The 19,140-nt window shown below is 64.2% G+C and carries 16 protein-coding genes and 3 pseudogenes; 5 read left to right on the top strand and 14 right to left on the bottom strand.

Features of this window, described 5'->3' with window-relative positions:
• Positions 1 to 60: 60 nt before the first annotated feature.
• The 5 genes from ACVWYI_RS17705 to ACVWYI_RS17685 form a co-directional block, all read right to left on the bottom strand.
• Positions 61 to 1,245, bottom strand: coding sequence for a serine hydrolase domain-containing protein (locus tag ACVWYI_RS17705; protein ID WP_456662755.1), 1,185 nt, complete (start codon positions 1,243 to 1,245; stop codon positions 61 to 63).
• A 75-nt stretch (positions 1,246 to 1,320) separates the two neighbouring features.
• Positions 1,321 to 2,013, bottom strand: coding sequence for a GNAT family N-acetyltransferase (locus ACVWYI_RS17700; RefSeq protein WP_456662754.1), 693 nt, complete (start codon positions 2,011 to 2,013; stop codon positions 1,321 to 1,323).
• Positions 2,014 to 2,017: 4 nt separating this feature from the next.
• Positions 2,018 to 2,365 (bottom strand): Lin0512 family protein, encoded by a 348-nt coding sequence (locus ACVWYI_RS17695; protein WP_247346143.1) that lies wholly within the window; start codon positions 2,363 to 2,365, stop codon positions 2,018 to 2,020.
• A gap of 38 nt (positions 2,366 to 2,403) precedes the next feature.
• A complete protein-coding gene (locus ACVWYI_RS17690; RefSeq protein WP_456662753.1) occupies positions 2,404 to 4,230 on the bottom strand; it encodes a chloride channel protein in 1,827 nt (608 codons plus the stop codon).
• A 119-nt stretch (positions 4,231 to 4,349) separates the two neighbouring features.
• A complete protein-coding gene (locus ACVWYI_RS17685; protein ID WP_456662752.1) occupies positions 4,350 to 6,005 on the bottom strand; it encodes an acetolactate synthase large subunit in 1,656 nt (551 codons plus the stop codon).
• A 1,043-nt stretch (positions 6,006 to 7,048) separates the two neighbouring features.
• On the opposite strand from ACVWYI_RS17685, the gene ACVWYI_RS17680 reads away from it, so the two are divergent.
• From ACVWYI_RS17680 to ACVWYI_RS17670, 3 genes are all read left to right on the top strand, one after another.
• Positions 7,049 to 7,402 (top strand): MmcQ/YjbR family DNA-binding protein, encoded by a 354-nt coding sequence (locus ACVWYI_RS17680; protein ID WP_354046851.1) that lies wholly within the window; start codon positions 7,049 to 7,051, stop codon positions 7,400 to 7,402.
• 81 nt (positions 7,403 to 7,483) lie between these two features.
• Complete coding sequence (locus ACVWYI_RS17675) at positions 7,484 to 8,356, top strand: bifunctional helix-turn-helix transcriptional regulator/GNAT family N-acetyltransferase (RefSeq protein WP_354046849.1); 873 nt, start codon at positions 7,484 to 7,486, stop codon at positions 8,354 to 8,356.
• Positions 8,357 to 8,413: 57 nt separating this feature from the next.
• Positions 8,414 to 8,800 carry an ester cyclase gene (locus tag ACVWYI_RS17670; protein WP_354046847.1) on the top strand — a complete coding sequence of 129 codons (387 nt, stop codon included), beginning with the start codon at positions 8,414 to 8,416 and terminating at the stop codon, positions 8,798 to 8,800.
• Positions 8,801 to 8,822: 22 nt separating this feature from the next.
• Here ACVWYI_RS17670 and ACVWYI_RS17665 read toward each other — a convergent pair whose 3' ends face one another.
• The 4 genes from ACVWYI_RS17665 to ACVWYI_RS17650 all read right to left on the bottom strand — a co-directional run bounded on the left by ACVWYI_RS17665 (position 8,823) and on the right by ACVWYI_RS17650 (position 12,636).
• Positions 8,823 to 10,043 carry an MFS transporter gene (locus ACVWYI_RS17665; RefSeq protein WP_456662751.1) on the bottom strand — a complete coding sequence of 407 codons (1,221 nt, stop codon included), beginning with the start codon at positions 10,041 to 10,043 and terminating at the stop codon, positions 8,823 to 8,825.
• A gap of 114 nt (positions 10,044 to 10,157) precedes the next feature.
• Positions 10,158 to 11,174 carry an esterase gene (locus tag ACVWYI_RS17660; protein WP_456662750.1) on the bottom strand — a complete coding sequence of 339 codons (1,017 nt, stop codon included), beginning with the start codon at positions 11,172 to 11,174 and terminating at the stop codon, positions 10,158 to 10,160.
• Between the two features lie 187 nt (positions 11,175 to 11,361).
• Positions 11,362 to 11,952: a DUF308 domain-containing protein gene (locus ACVWYI_RS17655; protein ID WP_456662749.1), complete on the bottom strand. Its 591-nt coding sequence runs from the start codon at positions 11,950 to 11,952 to the stop codon at positions 11,362 to 11,364.
• Positions 11,953 to 12,051: 99 nt separating this feature from the next.
• The gene (locus ACVWYI_RS17650; protein ID WP_456662748.1) at positions 12,052 to 12,636 is read right to left on the bottom strand and encodes a TetR/AcrR family transcriptional regulator; all 585 of its coding nucleotides are present in this window, start codon (positions 12,634 to 12,636) and stop codon (positions 12,052 to 12,054) included.
• A 77-nt stretch (positions 12,637 to 12,713) separates the two neighbouring features.
• Here ACVWYI_RS17650 and ACVWYI_RS17645 point away from each other — a divergent pair, with 77 nt between their 5' ends.
• Positions 12,714 to 13,211, top strand: coding sequence for a peptide deformylase (locus ACVWYI_RS17645; RefSeq protein ID WP_456662747.1), 498 nt, complete (start codon positions 12,714 to 12,716; stop codon positions 13,209 to 13,211).
• A 42-nt stretch (positions 13,212 to 13,253) separates the two neighbouring features.
• Here the strand turns inward: ACVWYI_RS17645 and ACVWYI_RS17640 are convergent, their stop codons facing one another.
• From ACVWYI_RS17640 to ACVWYI_RS17630, 3 genes are all read right to left on the bottom strand, one after another.
• Positions 13,254 to 13,616, bottom strand: a complete 363-nt coding sequence (locus tag ACVWYI_RS17640; RefSeq protein ID WP_456662746.1) for an ArsR/SmtB family transcription factor — start codon at positions 13,614 to 13,616, stop codon at positions 13,254 to 13,256.
• The gene (locus ACVWYI_RS17635; protein WP_456662745.1) at positions 13,616 to 14,278 is read right to left on the bottom strand and encodes an SRPBCC family protein; all 663 of its coding nucleotides are present in this window, start codon (positions 14,276 to 14,278) and stop codon (positions 13,616 to 13,618) included. The genes ACVWYI_RS17640 and ACVWYI_RS17635 overlap by 1 nt, the downstream gene beginning before the upstream one ends.
• A 68-nt stretch (positions 14,279 to 14,346) precedes the next feature.
• The gene (locus tag ACVWYI_RS17630) at positions 14,347 to 15,132 is read right to left on the bottom strand and encodes an AraC family transcriptional regulator (protein ID WP_456662744.1); all 786 of its coding nucleotides are present in this window, start codon (positions 15,130 to 15,132) and stop codon (positions 14,347 to 14,349) included.
• Between the two features lie 125 nt (positions 15,133 to 15,257).
• Here ACVWYI_RS17630 and ACVWYI_RS17625 point away from each other — a divergent pair.
• Positions 15,258 to 16,804: pseudogene (locus ACVWYI_RS17625) on the top strand (carboxylesterase/lipase family protein).
• A 6-nt stretch (positions 16,805 to 16,810) separates the two neighbouring features.
• On the opposite strand, the pseudogene ACVWYI_RS17620 reads toward ACVWYI_RS17625, so the two are convergent.
• Both ACVWYI_RS17620 and ACVWYI_RS17615 read right to left on the bottom strand, forming a co-directional pair.
• Positions 16,811 to 18,078, bottom strand: a pseudogene (locus ACVWYI_RS17620) (serine hydrolase domain-containing protein).
• Positions 18,079 to 18,174: 96 nt separating this feature from the next.
• Positions 18,175 to 19,057: pseudogene (locus ACVWYI_RS17615) on the bottom strand (AraC family transcriptional regulator).
• Positions 19,058 to 19,140 lie beyond the last annotated feature (83 nt).

The raw sequence follows: 19,140 nt of genomic DNA, 5'->3' as shown, positions 1-19,140 counted from the left end.
CATCAAGAGAGGGCGCGACGACCCAAAAGGATTCGCGGCACCGTGCAATGTTTTTCGCGCTCAGCGTCCGACGGACTGATAGGCCAGACGCTTGAATTCGAAGAAGAATGGATTCCAGAAACCCATGTAGCGCTGCGTCATCAGTACGCCGGCGGTATTGGCCTGCGGGCAGATCCACCAATGGGTGCCGGCAAGGCCGCCCCACTGGAATTCGCCGGTGGAATTCGGGGGATCGAACGGCATCGGCGCGAAGGTGACGGCGCCGCCGAGGCCAAAGCCCTTGCCGGGGATCGGGCCGAGATTGGCGAAGCGGATGGTCTGGCCTGCGGGCAACTGGTTCGTCATCATCTGCCGCAGCGTCTCCGGCTTCAGCAGCGCACCCGGGCCGGGTAGCAGCGCCCGTACCAAAGCGAGCATGTCGGGCAAGGTCGAGACCAGCCCGCCGCCGCCCGACAGCCGCGGGAATTGCCGTCGATAGGCCTGCGGATAAGGCAAATTGTCGGCCCGGGTGAGGCCGGGCTTCATCGGGTCCAGCACGTCGGCACCATTGTACAGCGCGACCAACCTGCCCTGCTGCCCGTCCGGCACGTGGAAGCCGGTGTCGGTCATGCCGAGCGGCTCGAAGATGCGCGCCTTGAAGACGGCGTCGAGCGGCTTGCCGGAGACGACCTCCACGACACGCCCGAGCACGTCGGTCGCAACCGAATATTCCCAGGACGAGCCGGGATGATAGGACAGCGGCAGATCGGCGAGCTGGTCGATCATGCCGGTCAGCGGCGTGAGCGGATTGAGGATGATCGCCTCGTTATAGCCTTTGAACAGCACCGAGCCGGGATCGAAGATGCCGTAGCTGAGGCCGGCCGCATGGGTGAGAAGCTGGCGGACCGTGATCGGGCTCTTGGCTGGCTCGACGTCGGCAAGGCTCGAAGCGCCCGGCTTCAGCACCTTGCGATTGCCGAGTTGCGGCAAGAATTTCTCGACGACATCATCAAGCCCGATGCGGCCTTCCTCGACCAGCAGCATGACCGCGCAGGTGACGAAGATCTTGGTATTGGAAAACGCCCGAAAAATGTGATCGGGCCGCAGCGCGGTACTCGCCTCGCGATCGGCGAAACCGACGCATTGCTGATCGACGACCTCGCGCCCGCGCAGCACCGTCCAGGATGCGCCAGGAATGATCTCCTGATCGACGTAACGCTGCATTGCCGTCCGTGTGGCGGAAAAATCAGGTGTTCTGGCGTCCATGTGCTTCCCCCAATGATGGTTGGGATCGATATAGCGTGAATTCGCCGGATATGAAGCCCGTCCGAACGGCGCAGCTCAGTCCTGCTTCATGAACGCAGTGACGTGCAGGCGGCGCCGAATCCGCATCCCCTGCCGCTGGTACAGCGCGATGGCTGACGAGTTGCTCGAAAACACGTGCAGGAACGGAATTTCGCCGCGTGCCTCGATCTGGCGCGCGACCGCCGCGAGCAGTGCCTGCGCGTAGCCTCGCCCCCGATGATCAGGGTGGACGCAGACGGCCGTCATCTCGACGAAATTGCCCGGCTTCATGCGCTCGCCGGCCATCGCGACCAATTCGCCGCCGGTGCGGATGCCGAGGAACGTGCCGAGCTCGTGCGTGCGTCGCGCGAAGGGACCGGGCTTGGTCAACTCGGTCAGCGCCATCATGGCGGGAACGTCAGCCGCACCCAACCTGACGATCTCGGCGTCGCGAAGCGGGCTGTCGGCGGGCGAGCCGATCATCTGCTCGCAGGGTCCGGCGAGCACGACCTTGAAGCCGGCGGGAACGTCGACCGTATCAGGCGTAAACAGCGCGGCGACCCGCGAGCCGGAGAGAAGATCGCCGAGCGCGGCAAAGCTCGCTTCGGACATGTCGACCATGTCGGCAAACGGCGTCATGTCCACGGGGTAGCGCAGCGCGCGCGGGCCCCCTTCGGCCAGATGTTTGTGGCTGGTCGTGAGCGCGCTCCAGATCGGGCGATCCAGCAGCGTCACGTCACCGTCGGACACAGTCTCAATCCTTCTCGAAGCTGACGATGACGGCGGCATTGGCGATGAGGATGGGGTCGTTGCCCTGTTCCGGGGCCGAGGGAATCTCCAGCCCACCCTTGACCGCGTTGACGGTCACCGTGCCGTAAGGCAGCTCCTTGGCGACGGCTTCCTTGTCCACGCTTTCCGGATTCGGCACGGCGATCGTGACGTCGACGAACATGTCGTTCGCGGTCTTGTTGATCATCCGGAAGAAACCGAGGCTCGAATGCCTGATGGCATCCGACACCGCGCGCTTGGCCGCTTTGGTGGCGTCCTTGCCGTGGACGTCCACGCCCATGCCCATCTCGGTGATACAGCGAACGCGAGTCATGCTCATTCCTGTCGGTGCTGGAATTTCGGTGCTGGAATTCAGAGGGGCTGAGCTTCCGCGATCCGCGCCTCCGGCACAAGCGCCTTTTCGCGCAGGAAATATGCGTTGCGGTCCTCCTCCTGCGCATTCACGACCGCGCGAATTCGCAGCAGATCCTTGCGCGCCACCAGACCCACCACACGATGGTTGGCGCGGTCGACCACCGGCAAGCGGCCGATATCCGAGGCGACCATGAGATCGGCGACCCGCCCCAGGACGTCGTCGGGATGTGCCACCACTGCCGACGTATCCGACACGACATCGTCGAGCGTTGCGGCCTGGTGATCGCCCTCGGTGCGCCAGCGCAGCACGTCGGCACGGGTGACCATGCCGGCGAGCCGCCCGTCGGCGGCGACCACCGGATAGGATTTGTGACGGCGCTGATCGGAGGTGAAGAAAGCGACCGCCGCGTCGACAGGCATGTCGACCGGCAGCGTGTCGACATTCGTCACCATGACATCGGCGGCGCGCAGCAGCTCGAATGGATCGATCGCGTATTCGCGCGTGATGTGCTGACCGCGGCGCGCAATCTTCTCGGTCAGGATCGAGCGCTTCAGCAGCAGCACGGTAACCGCATGCGCCGCGCCGGTTGCCGCCAGCAACGGCAGCAGCATGTCGATGTTACCGGTCAGCTCGATCGCGAACATCACGCCTGTCAGCGGCGAGCGCATCGTGCCGCCCATCATCGCGGCCATCCCGACCAGCGCCCAGAACGACGTTCCGCCGGGCAGCACCAGTCCCTCGATCCAGCCGGCCGTGCCGCCGAGGATGAGCAGCGGCGCCAGTACGCCGCCTGACGTACCCGAGCTCAGCGCGATCACCCAGATCGCGGACTTCACCAGCAGCAGCCGGATCGCCTCGTCGCGCGCCATGTGACCCGACAACAGATCGGCGATCACGTCGTAACCGACGCCGAGCGCGCGCGGATCAATGAGTCCGCCGAGGCCAACGGCGAGGCCGCCGAGCATCGGCCACCACATCCAGTGCACCGGTAGATGGTCGAACAGGTCTTCGATCGCGTAGAGCAGCCGCGTCATCAGGCCGGATTGCAGGCCGGCCACGATCCCGACGCCGACCGCAGCTGCCAGTCCCCACCAGGGCAGATCCGGCCGCTCCGCGAACGGAAACAATGGCCCTGTCCCGAACAGCAACGGGCGCCACGCCGCCGAGATCACCGCCCCCGTCACGACAGGCAGGAAGCTGCGCGGCTTCCATTCGAACAGGAGCAGTTCGACTGCGAGCAGGACCGCCGCGATCGGCGTGCCGAAGATCGCCGTCATGCCGGCAGCGGCACCGGCGACCAGCAGCGTCTTGCGCTCGGCTGCGGTGAGATGGAAGCACTGCGCGAAGATCGAGCCGATCGCACCGCCGGTCATGATGATCGGCCCCTCGGCGCCGAACGGACCGCCGCTTCCTATCGACACCGCCGAGGACAGCGGTTTCAGGATCGCGACCTTCGGCTGCATCCGGCTGCCGCCGATCAGGATCGCCTCGATCGCTTCGGGGATGCCGTGGCCGCGGATCTTCTCCGAGCCGAACCGCGCCATCAGCCCGATCACGAGGCCACCGAGCGCCGGCGCCAGCACCATCCAGATTCCCGGATGGGCGTTCGCGAGCGAGACATTCTCGGTGCTGATATGACCGAACCAGACCAGATTGGTCACCAGCGCAATCAGCTTAAGCAGCACCCACGCGGCTCCGGCGCCGAGGCTGCCGACCAGCACCGCCATGCCGATCAGGACCAGCACGCGGCGGTCGGCGGTGAAATCTCCGGGCTTGCCGCGAGGACGCGGGAGGCCGCCGGTAATGTCCACGGTCTGGCGCATGAATTGCTCTTGAAGGATTTGATTTGGGAGGGATTCTTGTGCCCGCCAATATATCGTAACACGATATATATCAAGGAATGGCTGCCATGATCCTCCGAGACCATTCGATGGCCTCGGCGCTACTTCTCCCGCGCCCGGAGTTCGTCGACCAGAACCCGCACATTCTCCGAATAATCGATCGGGATCACGACCAGATGCACGCCGCCTTCCTTGAAGGCGGCATCCAGCGTCGGAGCAAAACTGTCGATGCTCTCGATTCTATGTCCCTTCGCCCCATAGGCCTGCGCGTACAGGACGAAATCGGGATTGCCAAAGGTCATGCCGAAATCGGCAAAATGGTCGACGGCCTGTTTCCAGCGGATCATGCCGTAGGCCTTGTCCTCGAGCACCAGCACGACCAGGTTGAGCTTGAGGCGGACGGCGGTCTCCATCTCCTGGCTGTTCATCATGAAGCCGCCGTCGCCGGCGACCGCGAGCACGCGGCGGTCGGGATAGAGCATCGCGGCCATCATCGCCGACGGCAGGCCGGCGCCCATCGTCGCCAGCGCGTTGTCGAGCAGCAGCGTGTTGGCGACGCGGGTGCGATAGTTGCGCGCAAACCAGATCTTGTACATGCCGTTGTCGAGCGCGACGATACCGTTCTCCGGAATGACCTGCCGGATGTCGTGCACGATGCGTTGCGGCGTCGGCGGCCAGCGCGCTTCAGTGGCGCGATCGGCGATCCGGCCGAGAATCGTTTCGCGCAGCGGCAGCAGCGCGGCGGCTTGCGGCAGCTTGCCTTCGAGCCGGTCGGCGAGCAGTTCCAGGCTCGGGCCGACGTCGCCGACGACTTCCGCATCCGGAAAATACACCTGCTCGACGCTGGCCGGCGTGTAGCTGACGTGAATCACCTTCGGGCCCGAGGGCCCCATGATGAAGGGCGGCTTCTCGATCGGGTCGTGGCCGATCGCGACGATCAGATCGGCGGCGTCGATCGCGTCATGAACGTAGTCGCGCTCGGACAGCGCGGCGGTGCCCATGTAGAGATTGGTACCGCCCGGCACCGTGCCCTTCCCCATCTGCGTGGTGAAGAACGGAATGCCGGTCCGCCGCACGAAGGTCGCGATGCCGTGGGTCGCGCGCGGCCGGCTGGTCGCCGCGCCCATCATCACCAGCGGGTGCTTCGCAGCCAAGATCATCTCGGCGGCGCGGTCGAGCGCGGCGCGATGGGCGACCGGGATCTCGATCGGATGAACCGGGATCATCGGGACATCAGGCACTTCATCGCCCGCGATGTCCTCGGGCAGTTCGAGATGCACCGGCCCCGGCCGCTCCTCCATCGCCACGCGAAACGCATCGCGCACCACAGTCGGGATGGTGGAGGCGCTGATGATCTGCCGCGACAGCTTCGTCAACGGCTTCATGGTGGCAACCACGTCGACGATCTGGAAACGCGCCTGCCGGCTGCTCATGATCGGCTTCTGGCCTGTGATCAAAATCATCGGCATCGCACCAAGATGCGCATACGCCGCGCCCGTCGACAGATTGAGCGCGCCCGGACCGAGCGTGGAAAGACAAACACCGGGTTTGCCGGTCAGCCGCCCGTACGTCGCGGCCATGAAGGCGGCGGCCTGCTCGTGGCGGGTCAGGATCAGCTCGATCCTGGAGGTGCGGAGCGATTCCACCAGATCGAGATTCTCCTCGCCGGGCACACCGAAGATGCGGTCGACGCCTTCGTTCTCCAGCGCGGCAACAAACAGGTCCGAGCCTTTTGTTTTGCGTTCCTGCCCACTCATGTCGCCTCCCGGTCACAATGTCGGCTCCCGTGTTCCACGGCAGCCGGCGCATGGTAACGGTCCGCGGCGCGGGCACAACTCACAATGAGGCGCGCAGCTGCATCATCCCTGTCATCGCGAGCACAGCGAAGCAATCCAGACTGTCGCCGCGGAGAGATCCTGGATGGCTTCGCTGCGCTCGCAATGACGGAGTGTGGCGACAACGCTCCTCCCTCTCGTGTCCCGGACGCGGTGCGGCACGCAGTGACGCTTCGCAGAGCCAAGGAAGCTACGCCCATCGCTGTTGCACAGACCCCGCCTCCAGCGCACCGCGAAGAGGCGCTGCGCTGCGTCTGGGGCACGACCATCGTTGAAGGACTGGCATGGGCTCGCATCCTCGCGGCATGTTCGCCCGAGCTTTGCTTTGCTTCATCGCCTTGCCCTCTTATGAAAGAGGGCGCAGGGAAGACCGGGTGCCGGCTGGCACCCACGGTCCACTGTGCGAAAGTTGCGCTACGAAAAGCTGCACAGCGGCATACAGGTGAAGCCAAACAACCGGCCTTCCCTGCGCAGCGGTTTTACGGCTTATGCCGTGCTCTCCCCGGGGAGCGATGCACTATTGCCCCCGTCGCCTCACAGATGCGCGGACCCGGTCGGGCCGCCACATCACCGCAAGACTTGACGCACAGACCCCGGGCGTCAGGACGACACGGTTTTGCCGTACGCGAGAGCGCACCGGTCGTGTGCGCGACGCCTTCGCTCACGGTTGCCCGCCCTGCGAAGCCGTTCGCGCCGGTGTGCCCAGCGTCCGCCGCCGCCCGGCCCGCGTTCGTGACGATCGCGATACGCCCCTCTTCCTTGGGCCGGAGTGAGGCGACACATACGTCGTTTCCGAAATTCGGTAAAGTGGAATATTTTTGATGGCCGGCATCGACCAACGGATGGCGTGTTTTGCCGACGGGCAACACAAAGTCTTGTAGCCCGGCGCCCTCACCTCGCCATCAGGCTAATCTCCGTGACGAGGCGGCGTTGCAAGCCGCGTGCGCCGTGCTATCGCTTGGGCGATGACTCCCAAAACCTTCGAAACCCGCTGCCTGCACCTGCCCGCCGTCACCAAGGTGGTACAGTGGGAAGGCACCTCCGTGTTCAAGGTCGGCGGCAAGATGTTCGCACTCGGCGGCGGCTTTGCCGCGCGCTCCGGCGGCTACATGTTCAAGGTCTCGAACATGGCCTATGCCATGCTGATCGAGCACGGCCTCGCGCGGCCGGCGCCGTATCTGGCGCGCGCCAAATGGGTGCAGCTCGTCGGCAACAGCGCACTGTCAGACGCCGAGCTCACAACCTATCTGGCGCAGGCGCACATGCTGATCGTGGCGAAACTTACGCGGAAGTCCCGCAAGGCGCTGGGCCTGGACTGAAGCGCAGCCGCTGCTGAGGCTGCTGAAGCGAGGGCCTGCAGTGATTGACTTCGATAATATGCCTGACTAAAGTCAGACATCATGCTGGACCCTGTTTCCCGCGTCCGCCGCTTCAACCGTGCCGTCACGTCGGCTGTCGGCGCGCTCGATACGTCATTCCTGGGACGCGGGCGGCCACTGGGGGCGGCGCGCGTGCTCAACGCGATCGGGCACGGGCGGTCGGACGTGGCCGAGATTCGCGACTATCTCGGCCTCGATTCCGGCCTGATGAGCCGCCTGCTCCGCAGCCTCGAGGACGAAGGGCTGGTCGAGACCATTGCGCATGAAGATGATGCGCGCCGCCGCGTGGCAACGTTGACACGTGCGGGCCGGCGCGAGTTCGCGGCCTATGAGGCGCTGTCGAATACGCAGGCCGAGAGCTTCCTCGCCCAACACTCGCAACGCGAGGCGCTGCTGGCGGCGATGGATTTGATTGCCTCCGCATTGACGCGCGAGCGCGTCACGCTGGACGAGATGGATCCACGGAGCGAACAGGCCCGTTATTGCCTCGGCGAATATTATGGCGAGCTCGGCCGCCGCTTCAAGCAGGGCTTTGACGTCTCGCTGTCGCGCGATCCTGACGCCAAGGATATGCGCCGCCCGCGCGGCACGTTCATCGTCGCGATCTCGGACACGCTGCCGATCGGCTGCGTCGGGCTCAAGGGCACGGATCACGGCTATGCCGAGATCAAGCGGCTGTGGGTCGCACCGGCAGCGCGCGGATTGCGGCTTGGCCGGCGCCTCATGGAAATGACCGAGGATGCTGCGCGCGGGCTCGGCATCAAGCTGCTGCGGCTCGACACCAACAGCGCCCTGGCGGAGGCCGGCCAGCTCTACCGAGGAAGCGGCTGGACCGAGATCCCCCGCTTCAATGACGATCCCTACCCGGACCTGTTCTTCGAAAAACGTCTGTGAGCGCCGGCGCCGATCGCCCTGTTGCCGCGTTATGGCCGGAGCCGCAGGAGCAACGCCATGACCAGGTCCGACCTCGCCGACATCTACCGCGACTACATCGCCTGCCTGAACCGGCGGGATTGGCCCGCCCTCGGACAGTTCGTCCACAATAACGTCGCCCACAATGCGCGACCGTTCGGACTATCCGGCTATCGTGCCATGCTGGAGCAGGATTTTCGCGCAATTCCGGATCTGCATTTCGACATCGAGCTGCTGGTCTGCGATCCGCCGCAAATCGCCGCCCGGCTGAAGTTCGATTGCACGCCGGCTGGAACGTTTCTGGGGCTGGATGTGAACGGCAGGCGCCTGTCCTTTTGCGAAAACGTGTTCTATCAATTTCGCGACGGAAAAATACGGCAAGTGTGGTCCATCATCGACAAGCGCGCGATCGAGGCGCAGCTCTAGCGCTGCGCCTCGATGAACCTGCTTACGCCGCCGCCGGCGCCACCTTCGCTTGAGGCTTCGCGAACGGCCTGAAATTCATCGCCATCAGGAAGGCGCCGAGGCCCATCGCCCAGGAGGCGATGTAGAGCCAGGCGTAGCTCGAGAACGCATCGTAGATCAGGCCGCCAGCGAGCGGGCCCGTGGCCATGCCGAGACTGCCGGCCATCGCGGTGCCGCCGATCACCGTACCCATCATCTTGAGCGGAAAGTTCTCGCGGATCAGCACCGCGTAGAGCGGCATGGTGCCGGCATAGATGAAGCCGAAGACGGCCCCGACCGCGTAGAACGTCGCGAGCTGATGCGCGAAGACATAGGCGAGTGCGCCGAACGCCTGCAACAGCAGACCCGAGACCAGCACGCGCTTGGCACCGAAACGGTCGCCCATCAGGCCGAAGGCGATGCGCCCGCCCATGCCGGCAAAGCCCTCGATGCTGTAGATCGTCACCGCCGCAATCAGCGGAATGCCGCAGCTCACGGCATAGGAGACGGTGTGGATGATCGGGCCGGAATGCGTGGCGCAGCAGAAGAAGTTGGTCGCGAGCAGGATTAAAAATTGCGGCGAGCGCAGCGCCTCGGCCAGCGACATTTCCCCTTGCGGTGCACCCTCGCCCGCAGGCGCGGCCACGGCGTGCGCGAGCGCCGGCGGGGGGCGCACCAGGAACGAGACCGGGATCATGATGGCGCCAACCACCAGCGCCACGATCTGCATCGAGGTGCGCCAATCATGGCCGGAGACGAGCCAGGCCGCGAGCGGCGCCATCGTCATCGGCGCCATGCCCATGCCGGCCGACACCAGCGACACCGCGAGGCTGCGATGGGTGTCGAACCAGCCGGTCACGGTCGCCATCATCGGCGGGAAGATCGCTGCACAGGAGGCCCCGACCAGAAGGCCAAAGACGAACTGAAACGCCAGCAGCGAGGTGGCGTGGCTCGCCGCGAACAGGCTGACGGACAGCACCGCCGAGCCCGTCAGCACCACCGGCCGCGGCCCGAACCTGTCGCTCAACGTGCCCCAGGCCATGCTGGTACAGGCCATCGCCAGAAAGCCGATCGTCATCGCGCTGGAAATGCCGGTCACGGACCAGCCGGTGTCCTTTGCAATCGGCTGCAAAAACACCGGCAGCGAAAACATGCCGCCGATCGCGACGCAGCCGAGCAAGCCGCCCGCGGCGACGACCACCCAGCGATACGAGGAAGAGTTCATTTTGGTCTCCGTCAGGTCTGTCTGGCTGGAAGACGAATGGGAACTGCGCGGGCCGACAGCCGGCACCACGGCATCGGAGCAATTTTTTCGGGACCGGCCGCGCTCACGCTCCGCCTAGTTCGCCAGTCCCTGCTTCCCGATCCAATCATTGATCAGCTTGGCGACGTCGTCGGAGTTGCGGTCCATCATCATCATGTGGGTGTTGCCCTTGATCCCCATCCTGGGCAGCTCGAACGTATCGACATTGCCGCCGGCCGACGCGATCGCCTGGCCCCATTTGGTCGGATTGACCACGAGCTTGGACCACACCGGGACCTTGTCGAGGAAATCATCCCACACGATCAGATGCGGCACGCCCTTGAGTTTCGCAGCATCGGCCTTGACCGGATCGGGTGCCCCCGACGGCTCGACGGTGATCAGCGCCTTCACCTTGTCCGGCGCATTGAGCGCGGCAGTGAAGCCGAAATTGCCGCCCTGGCTGTGCACCAGGATGATGCACGGGCACACCTTCTGCACCAATGCATCGTAGGCTTTTTGCGTGGCGGCGTCATTGGTGGCCCAGCGCGGAATGCCCTGCTTGGCGAACTGGTCGAACGCCTCGATCGGGAATTGCTCGCCCTCGAATGCCTCGCGCTTGCCGCCGACCTCGTAGCTCGGCCCGATCCGGAACAACTCCCATGCTTCCTTCTTGGGCCGGAAGAACGGCTCGCTCTTGAATATCTCCGGATAGCGCGCCCAGGAGGCGCGGCCGCGCTCCACCGCATCCGAGACGTAGACGTCATAGCCCGCATTCAGGAAGAACTGCTGCCAGCCCGGCTTGCCGTCGGGCTTGGTCTCCCATGTCACCCCCGAAAGGCCGCCGCCGTGCCAGAGCAGCAGCGGCAATTTCGACTTCGGCGCTGCCTGCTTGACGAACTGAACGTACATCTGCTCGACCTCGAACTCGCCGTTCGGATCGACCTTGATCGGCGGCGCGCCTGGAGAGAACACGATCTCCTTGGAAGCAAGACCGCTCAGCGTTTCGGTGTGGCCGCCGACGTGAAAGCTGCCGACTTCCTTGACCAGATAGTCGGCCGCGGCCGGCGTTGCCGCTGCGATGGTCGCCGCCAGCGCGATTGCGATTGTGCGCATGAAGTTTTCCTCCGACTCTTGTTGTTGGCGGCATTGTCGCCAACAAGAATGTCGAAAACAACCCCATGCACAGTAGACGGCCCCTGCGGGATCAATGGCTTACGATGTGCCTCAACTGCAAGACCGCGATTTGACTCGTCGGGCAAAACACCGGCATCATGTCATGATCCCGCCAACGCCGTCGCAATCATCCCTGCTGTGTCCTCTTGACGCTGCGGCGCAACTCGCTGACGGTCAGCCATACGGCCGAGACCAGAAAATAGAGCGCGCCGACCGCAGCATAGCCTGCGACATTCGCGATCGATGGAGACATCGGCGTCGTGGCCTGAAAGATGAAGAAGCCGCCTGCGAGCGCCGACTGGGCCCCGCTGAGCACCATGGCCCATTGCGCGCCAAAACTCCTCCAGCGGCGGATGGCCGTCCCGAGCTGGAGCAGTCCTGACAGGATCGCCCAGGCCCCGAACACTCCGAGCACCCGGTTCATGCTCATCTGCAAGGCAACAAGCACCGCGACGGTGGTCGCCAGGCTGACCACGACGTTCAGAGCCTGCGTGCGGTTTTGAGCGAGCCCGCCGCTGCGCAACGCGTCGACCAAATTGGCCGCGGCGTCCCATGCCGGGTAGAGCACGAGCAAGGCTCCCGCGATCACCGGAGATGACGGCCCGACGGCAAACGAAGCTCCGACCCAGGCGACCGAGAACGCCGCCCGGATGAAGTAGTAGAACTTCAGCCATCGCTCGCGATCGGCACGAACGATATCCAATTGATGATACGCCATTCTACCCTCCTTTACCTACTAGTTGGTAGTCTTTCGCCGATAGCAAGGCGCCTCGCCCGGCTTGGCTGCCGGGTGTCGTGGTCGTCTCGCCGATGTCTCTCAATGTCTGGTGGACAGCCGATCCAGCAGCGGGGTGGTGATCACACCGAACATTTTTGGATCGCCATAGGCGCGCGCCGACAGCATCGCGCCGTGAATGGTCGCCATGAAGCCTTCAGCCTCGACCTTGGCTGTGCCGGAGAGTTTGAACCGCCCCTTCCGCTTGCCGCGCTCCATCACCGATGTCAGCCACGAAGCCAGCGAACGGAAGTGCGCACGGACTTCGAGCGCGACTTCCTCCGGCAAGATCGGAAGCTCGCTGGCAAGCAGCGCGCACACGCAGAACGGCGCCGTCGCATCATTGATGCATGCTTCCCAATACGCGACATAGTTTTTGAGCTGATCGCGCGGATCAGGGACATTGCGCTCGAGCGCCGACAGTCCAGCCTCGGCTTCGGCGCGGTAGCGCGACACGAGGGTGCGGACCAGATCGACCTTGCTGGCGAAATGGTGGTGGATGCTCGGCTTGCGGATGCCGACAACATCGGCCACGTCGGCGTAGCTGAAGCCGTTATAGCCGCCCGCGATGATCAAGGTGCGCGCGCAGGCGAGGATGTCGTCGGCAGTCGAGGAAACATTGGTCATGGCCGATTAGCTACCTTCCAGTTGGTAGGGCGTCAAGAACGGGATGCTTCAACCATCCGTGAGTGGTAGGAGCCTGCATGACCATTCGCCCGATCGTCCGCTATCCCGACCGCCGCCTCGCGATGCCGGCTCGCCCCGTCACTGCATTCGACGCCGCCTTGCGCGAGCTTGCAGCGGATTTGCTTGAGACCATGCGCGCCGCGCCCGGCATCGGCATCACGGCGCCGCATATCGGCGTGCCCTTGCGCGTCGTCGTGCTCGAGCTCGACGCCAGGGAGGGCGCGCGCACCTACGTCAATCCGGAGATCGAATGGGCCTCGCCCGAGATGATCCTGCATCGCGAAGGCAGCGTCTCGATGCCCGGGGTCACCGACGAGGTCCAGCGCCACGCCCGCGTGCGGATCAACTATCAGGATATCGACGGCAACATACAGACCGAGGAGTCGGAAGCCTTGCGCGCCATCTGTCACCAGCACGAGATCGACCAGCTCGACGGGATGTTCTGGATTCAGCGACTGTCGCGGCTGAAGCGCGAGCGGCTGGTGAAGCGGTTCGAGAAGTTGTCACGCGGGTGAAGGTGACTAATCGCTCCTATCGCCACCTTTGTTCGCGATTTCTCAAGCCCGCCTCCCGCTCCGTTTAGTGATCGGCGCGTTGCGACGCTCCCGCTTGCCGCGCGCGATCTCCGTCGCCAGGGCTTCGAGCTTCGGCTCCCAGAAGATCCTGAATTGATCGATCCATGCGTCCACCGCCCGAAGGCCCGCGACATCGACCGAATAAAGTCGTCTCTGCGCCTCCGCCCGAACCGTTGCAAAGCCGCTCTCGCGCAGCACCTTGAGGTGCTGCGAGACAGCAGCTTGCGTGATCCCGAACTCGGCCCCGATCACTTCGACGACCTCGCCGGACGCCATTTCCCGAGGCGCGAGCAGCTCGAGGATGCGACGGCGCACGGGATCAGCGAGGACCTCGAAGATTTGCATCAGCTTCCTGTGCCCGGATGGGCGATGTCAGGCGGCATCTCACCGCGATAAAAAGCGATGGTGCGATCAGAGCGCTGCTTTGCCGAAGCCGCATCGACGCCGCTCGCGACGTGCGCCGCGCGCCAATACTCGCCGCTACTCGTCATGAATTCCTTGCCCGCGGGAGAGCCCATCCATGCCTCGGCCGTTTCGTGGTCGACCGATGCCCCGGTCGCAACATATCGCTCGAGTCCCGCAATGGCGAGATCCCAGCCGATCCCCACGGCCCCCGGACCGAACTGATTCCAATGATCCTCGATCATCGCAGTGTGCTCGAGCGTCAAGCGCGCCTGACTTCGTTCTGCTTTCAGTATGACATCGATCCAGCTCATGGCGCCGCCGAATTCCCACGTCGCAGCAAAATGGGTCGGCGGCGTGCATGCCGTGATGGTACCGCCTGCATTCCCCTTGAGCTGGTACTTTCCATCGAGCCGGAGGTCTCCCTCGACCGGCAAGAACCACCGCGGAATGCGCTGCTGGCTGGTCACTGCGTCCCAGAGATCGTCGACGCTCGTCTCGTAAAGCCGCGTCAATGTCACTGCACTGGCCGCTCTCCCGTCCTTCTCGAAATTCTTTACCGAACGCGTCACAAGCCCCAATACCCTGGCAACGTCGATTTCCATGGCGCTCCTCCTTGTCGTTTCATGCAAGAATGAATACCGGTCGGAGCTAATATAAGTCAATTCTTATATTAAGGAGAGATACTGCGCAGATATTTCGCCGGCGGCTTCCCGAGCGCCTTCTTGAACATCGTGATGAAGGCCGCGACCGACTCGTAGCCGAGGTCGGCCGAAACCTGCTGCACGCTGGCGCCGGAGGTGAGTTCTCGCAAGGCGACGATCAGGTGCAATTGCTGACGCCAGCGCCCGAAGCTCAGCCCCGTTTCCTTGACGACGAGACGCGCGAGGCTGCTCTCGCTCAGCGCAACGCGATGGGCCCATTCGGCCAGGGTCCTACGGTCGGAAGGGTCTTTTGCCAGCGCTACAGCAATCTTCTTCAAACGCGGCTCGGGCGAGAGCGGCAGATGGAGCTGCTGAACCGGCATGTGAGGGAGTTCGCGCAGAAGGACGCTCGCCAGGAGGGCAACCCTCGCCTCGTCATCCGCGATCTGATCGGACAGCTCGACGATCACTTCACGCAGCAGCGGGGAGATCGAGAGCGTGCAGCACCGATCCGGCAAGTCCACGACGTCGGGCTCGATATAGACGAAGAACAGCAGGGCATTTTCTGTCGCGAGGTTGCTGTGCCGCATGTTCCCGGGCACCCAAACTGCGCAATGCGGCGGCACCATCCACAGGCCATTGGGAACGCGACAGGTGACGCCGCCGCCCAGCGCGAAAATAAGTTGTCCTTTGCGGTGCCTGTGATCGGGCACCTCCGCCTTGGTCCCGATCACGTCAACGCGCACGGCGATGACAGGTGCGGAGCGATCGTCCACATCGAGATTCGTCCACGGAAAGTGAAGGGACTGCCGCATGCTTGCCTGTTTTTAGCAATTGATTGGCGGAATACCTAAATCGAGCAGATAAGAAAGTCGATAGGCTGTCGCCTGAACCTGCCTGGCTGCGGCCAGGTGCGCACACGCGAGCAAGAGATACGACCATGCATGCCTTCACGACCGCTACAGCAGCCGAACGTGTGGTCAGCACACAAGCCGGCTCCGTGCGTGGCGGCCCACGCGATGCCAGCGGCGTGCTGGCGTTCAAAGGCATTCCCTACGCAGCACCGCCGGTCGGACCTTTGCGTTGGTGCGCACCGCAGCCGCCCGCACCATGGGACGGCATGCGCGATGCGCTGGTGTTCGGCGCGGGGTGTCTATCGGCACTCGAAAACGACCAGCGGCCGGGACCGCGCGACGAGGATTGCCTCTATCTCAATGTCTGGACCGCGGCGAAGCACGCGGACGAGAAGCGGCCCGTGATGGTGTGGATTCACGGCGGCGGCTTTCAGTTCGGCTCCTCGGCCAATCCCGCGACCGACGGCGGCGCGTTGGCCGCCAAGGGTGTCGTCGTGGTCAGCTTCAATTATCGCCTCGGCATCTTCGGCTTCTACGCCCATCCCGATCTCGACACGGAAGCGCCCTCAGGCAATTACGGTCTGCAGGACAAGTTGATGGCGCTGCGCTGGGTCAAGGCCAACATCGCCGGTTTTGGCGGTGACCCCGATAACGTCACCCTGTTCGGCGAATCCGCCGGCGCCATGGCCGTCGGCATCTTGATGGCCTCGCCGCTCGCGCATGGACTGTTTCACAAGGCTATTGGACACAGAGCGGCGCGTTCTGGGATGGCAAGCACGGCCCACTCCAGGGCTTTGAAGAAGCTCGCGCGCGTGGCCTCGCTTTCGCCCGGCAACAGGGCAACGGGTCCATCGCGGCCTTGCGCAGCATGCCGGCCGACCGGTTGAATGCAGCCGCGCCGTGGAGTTTCAGGACCAGCCCCGTCGTGACCGCCTTCTCGCCGAGCATCGATCATCATGTTGTGCCTGATGTGCCCGCGCGGCGCTTCCGGCGCGGCGAACAGATGCATATCCCCTTGCTGGCGGGCTGGAATGCTGCCGAGGAAGTCCCTTTCGCCTCGCAGTCCCTCCCCGATCAATCGGCGAAAGCCTTTGTCGCCGCGGCTGCGGAGATGTTCGGCAAGGAACGCATCGCCGATTTCCTGAAGGTCTATCCCGCCGCGACCGACGTGGAGGCCAAAGCGTCCGCGGCGGCGCTTAACGGCGACACTGTGGTCGGCGAGCAATGCTTGCAGTGGCTGCGGCTGCATCGCCGCGGGGGACGTGCGCCCGTTTACGGTTATCATTTCAGCTACACCTCGCGTTACACGCCGATCGCCTCGCATGTCACGGACGTTCCGTTCGTGTTCGGCACCCTGACGCCGCAACAGGTGATCGGCAGCACGACGCCACCGGCCGAAGAAGACCGCGCCCTGGCGCGGACGATGATGAGCTATTGGGTGAATTTCGCCGCACACGGAGATCCCAACGGATCCGGCCTGCCGCCCTGGCCCGCCTATGACGAGAACGATGTCGTGCAGATCCTGGGCACAAAGATCGAAGCCCACCGCAATCCGCAAGCCGCTCGCTTCCGCTTCCTCGACAGTTTCAGGCAGGACGGCATATTGCCGATGCGCTGGCGGGAGGTGCCGTAAGCGGCCTCAACCGCCGGCCATCATCTCCTTCGCCAGCGCCATGTAGGCCGGCAGCGTCACGGGATCGTTGGCGGCGTTGCCCGCGACCGGATGCGAGGCGTAACGCGCGATCACCATCTCGGCCCTGGGATCGACGTAGATGCCCTGGCCGTGAACGCCGCGCGCCATGTAGGCGCCGTGGGCATTGTGCGTGACCCACCATTGATTACGATAGGACGCACCTGGCAGCGTGGTGTAGCCGGCCGGCTTGAATTTTTCGGGATCGCCGCCGCGCGCGATGTCCTCGACGACAGATGATGGCACGATCTGGCGGCCGTTGAAGCGGCCGTGATTGCGCATGGTCTCGCCGAAGCGGGCGAGATCGCGCAAGCAGGTCGACAGGCCGCCGCCGCCGCTTTCGGTGCCGATGCGATCGACGTGATAATGCGCGTCCTCCTCGGCGCCCATCGGCGTCCATATCCGCTCGGAGAGATGATCGGACAACGTCATGCCGCTGGCGCGCCTGATGATCCAGGCCAGCACGTCGGAATTGACGGTCTTGTAGGCAAAGGCCTTGCCGTGCTCGCCCTGCTTCTTCTGCGCGACGAGGAAATCGAAAATATTGGTCGCTCCGTCATAGTCCGGCGGAATCGGCGCCATGCCGTTCGCCCTCCGCAGCCCCCACACCGCGGAATTCCTGTCGGTGTAAACTTCGGTGTATGCGAGCCCCGTGGTCATATCCATGGCCTCCCGCACGCGCGCATTGCCGAATGCGCTGGCCCTCAGCTCCGGCACATACTCCGTAACAGGCGCCTGCGGATCGATTTTGCCCTCGGCGACCAGAATGCCGGCGAGCGTGCCGGTGAACGATTTCGTCACCGACATCGCGATATGCGGCTTGTGCGGCTTCAACGCGCCAAAGTAGCGCTCGTAGATCAGCTTGCCCCGATGCATCACGGCGATGCCGTCGGCATAGGTCTCCTCCAGCATTTTTGCGAACGTCATGGGACGTCCATCCATCGTGATCGAGGCGACCGCGCCGATGTCATGGTCTTCGCGCGGAAGCACCGACGCGGGCCCCGCCCCGCGCCAGACGTTCACGGTCGGCACCAGCTGGCGGATGTTGCTCCACGCCCCCAGCGCAGCTCGGGGAAGCTGCGGAACGAGCCGTTCTGGAAGCTGACGGTGCGGTCCGGTGCCGGCGGGAAGCCTTTCATCCAGCCGAGGGTTTCGGGGTCGGTTTCGGTGGCGGTTGCGGGTGCGGGTGACTGGCTGGGGTCGGCGGCGGTGGACATGAAGGCAGGCTCCAGAGGGGACGCCGCGGTCGTAGCACGGGGGCGCGCAACAGAGACCCGGCGTTTGTGCAAGGCGACCTGCACGATGAGGCGGCGCTATTTCAGCGGCAGAAAAAGCTCCGCGACCGTCTCATGCTCCGGCACCTCCGGGAAGAAGCTCAGCCGCTGGCAATAGATCGGGAAGTCGCGCGCTTCCTCGCCGCTGGCCGGGAGCCACTCGCGATAAAGAAAGAGCGCGGCCGGTTCCAGATTGTCGGTGTAGCCGACGACGCGCAGCACGGCGCAGCGTCCGCCGGGAATCTCGCCGGCTTTGATCTCTTCGCCGTTCGCTTCGATGGGCAAGGCCGGTCCCGACACAAAGGTCCACGCGATATTCGGCGGGCGGCACAGGACGCCGCTCGGAATGCCAGACGTTGAAGGTCGGACTTGTCCTGGGGTGAAGGCCGGCGGCCCTGCGCCACGCGATGAACCGCTGGATGGTGGCGGGAAGCGTTGCCGGGTCGCCCCGATGCTCCATGATCGCCACTGGTGTCGGGGACACATCGCGTATCGTTACGTCGTCAGTGGTAAAAATTGTCTGCATGAGCTTGCTCCTGGCGTTGTCGAGAGGCACGAAGGCCGCAAGCCACGGCTCCCGGTCGGGAGACTTCCGGAACGATGACGGCGATTGCCCGAACCGTTGCCGAAAGGCGCGGGCGAAGGCGTCGGGTGCATCGTAACCTGCATCCATCGCGATCTCAGTGACATCAAGGGCGTCCATGTAGGCCAGCTGATGCGAAGCGCGCTTCATACGGGCCAGATGGATATAGCGATGCACTGACAACCCGAAAGTCGCCGTGAACTGCCGGTGGAAATGAAATTTTGAGAAGGCCGCAACATCGCTCACCGTTTCCAGGTCCAGATCATCGTCGAGATGCCGGTCAATATGATCCAGCACCCGCCGCATCCGGGCCTGATAGTTTTGCAGCGCCGCCTTCATCATCCCTCCTCCGTGGCGGCTCAATCTAGACGCTGACGGCCATGATTTGCCCGACCGATCTTGCGGTTTGGCACGGATTCCGT

This window comes from Bradyrhizobium sp. LB13.1 (assembly GCF_054056815.1).
Note: the sequence above shows the minus strand (reverse complement) of the source record. Positions and strands in the feature narration are given on the sequence as shown.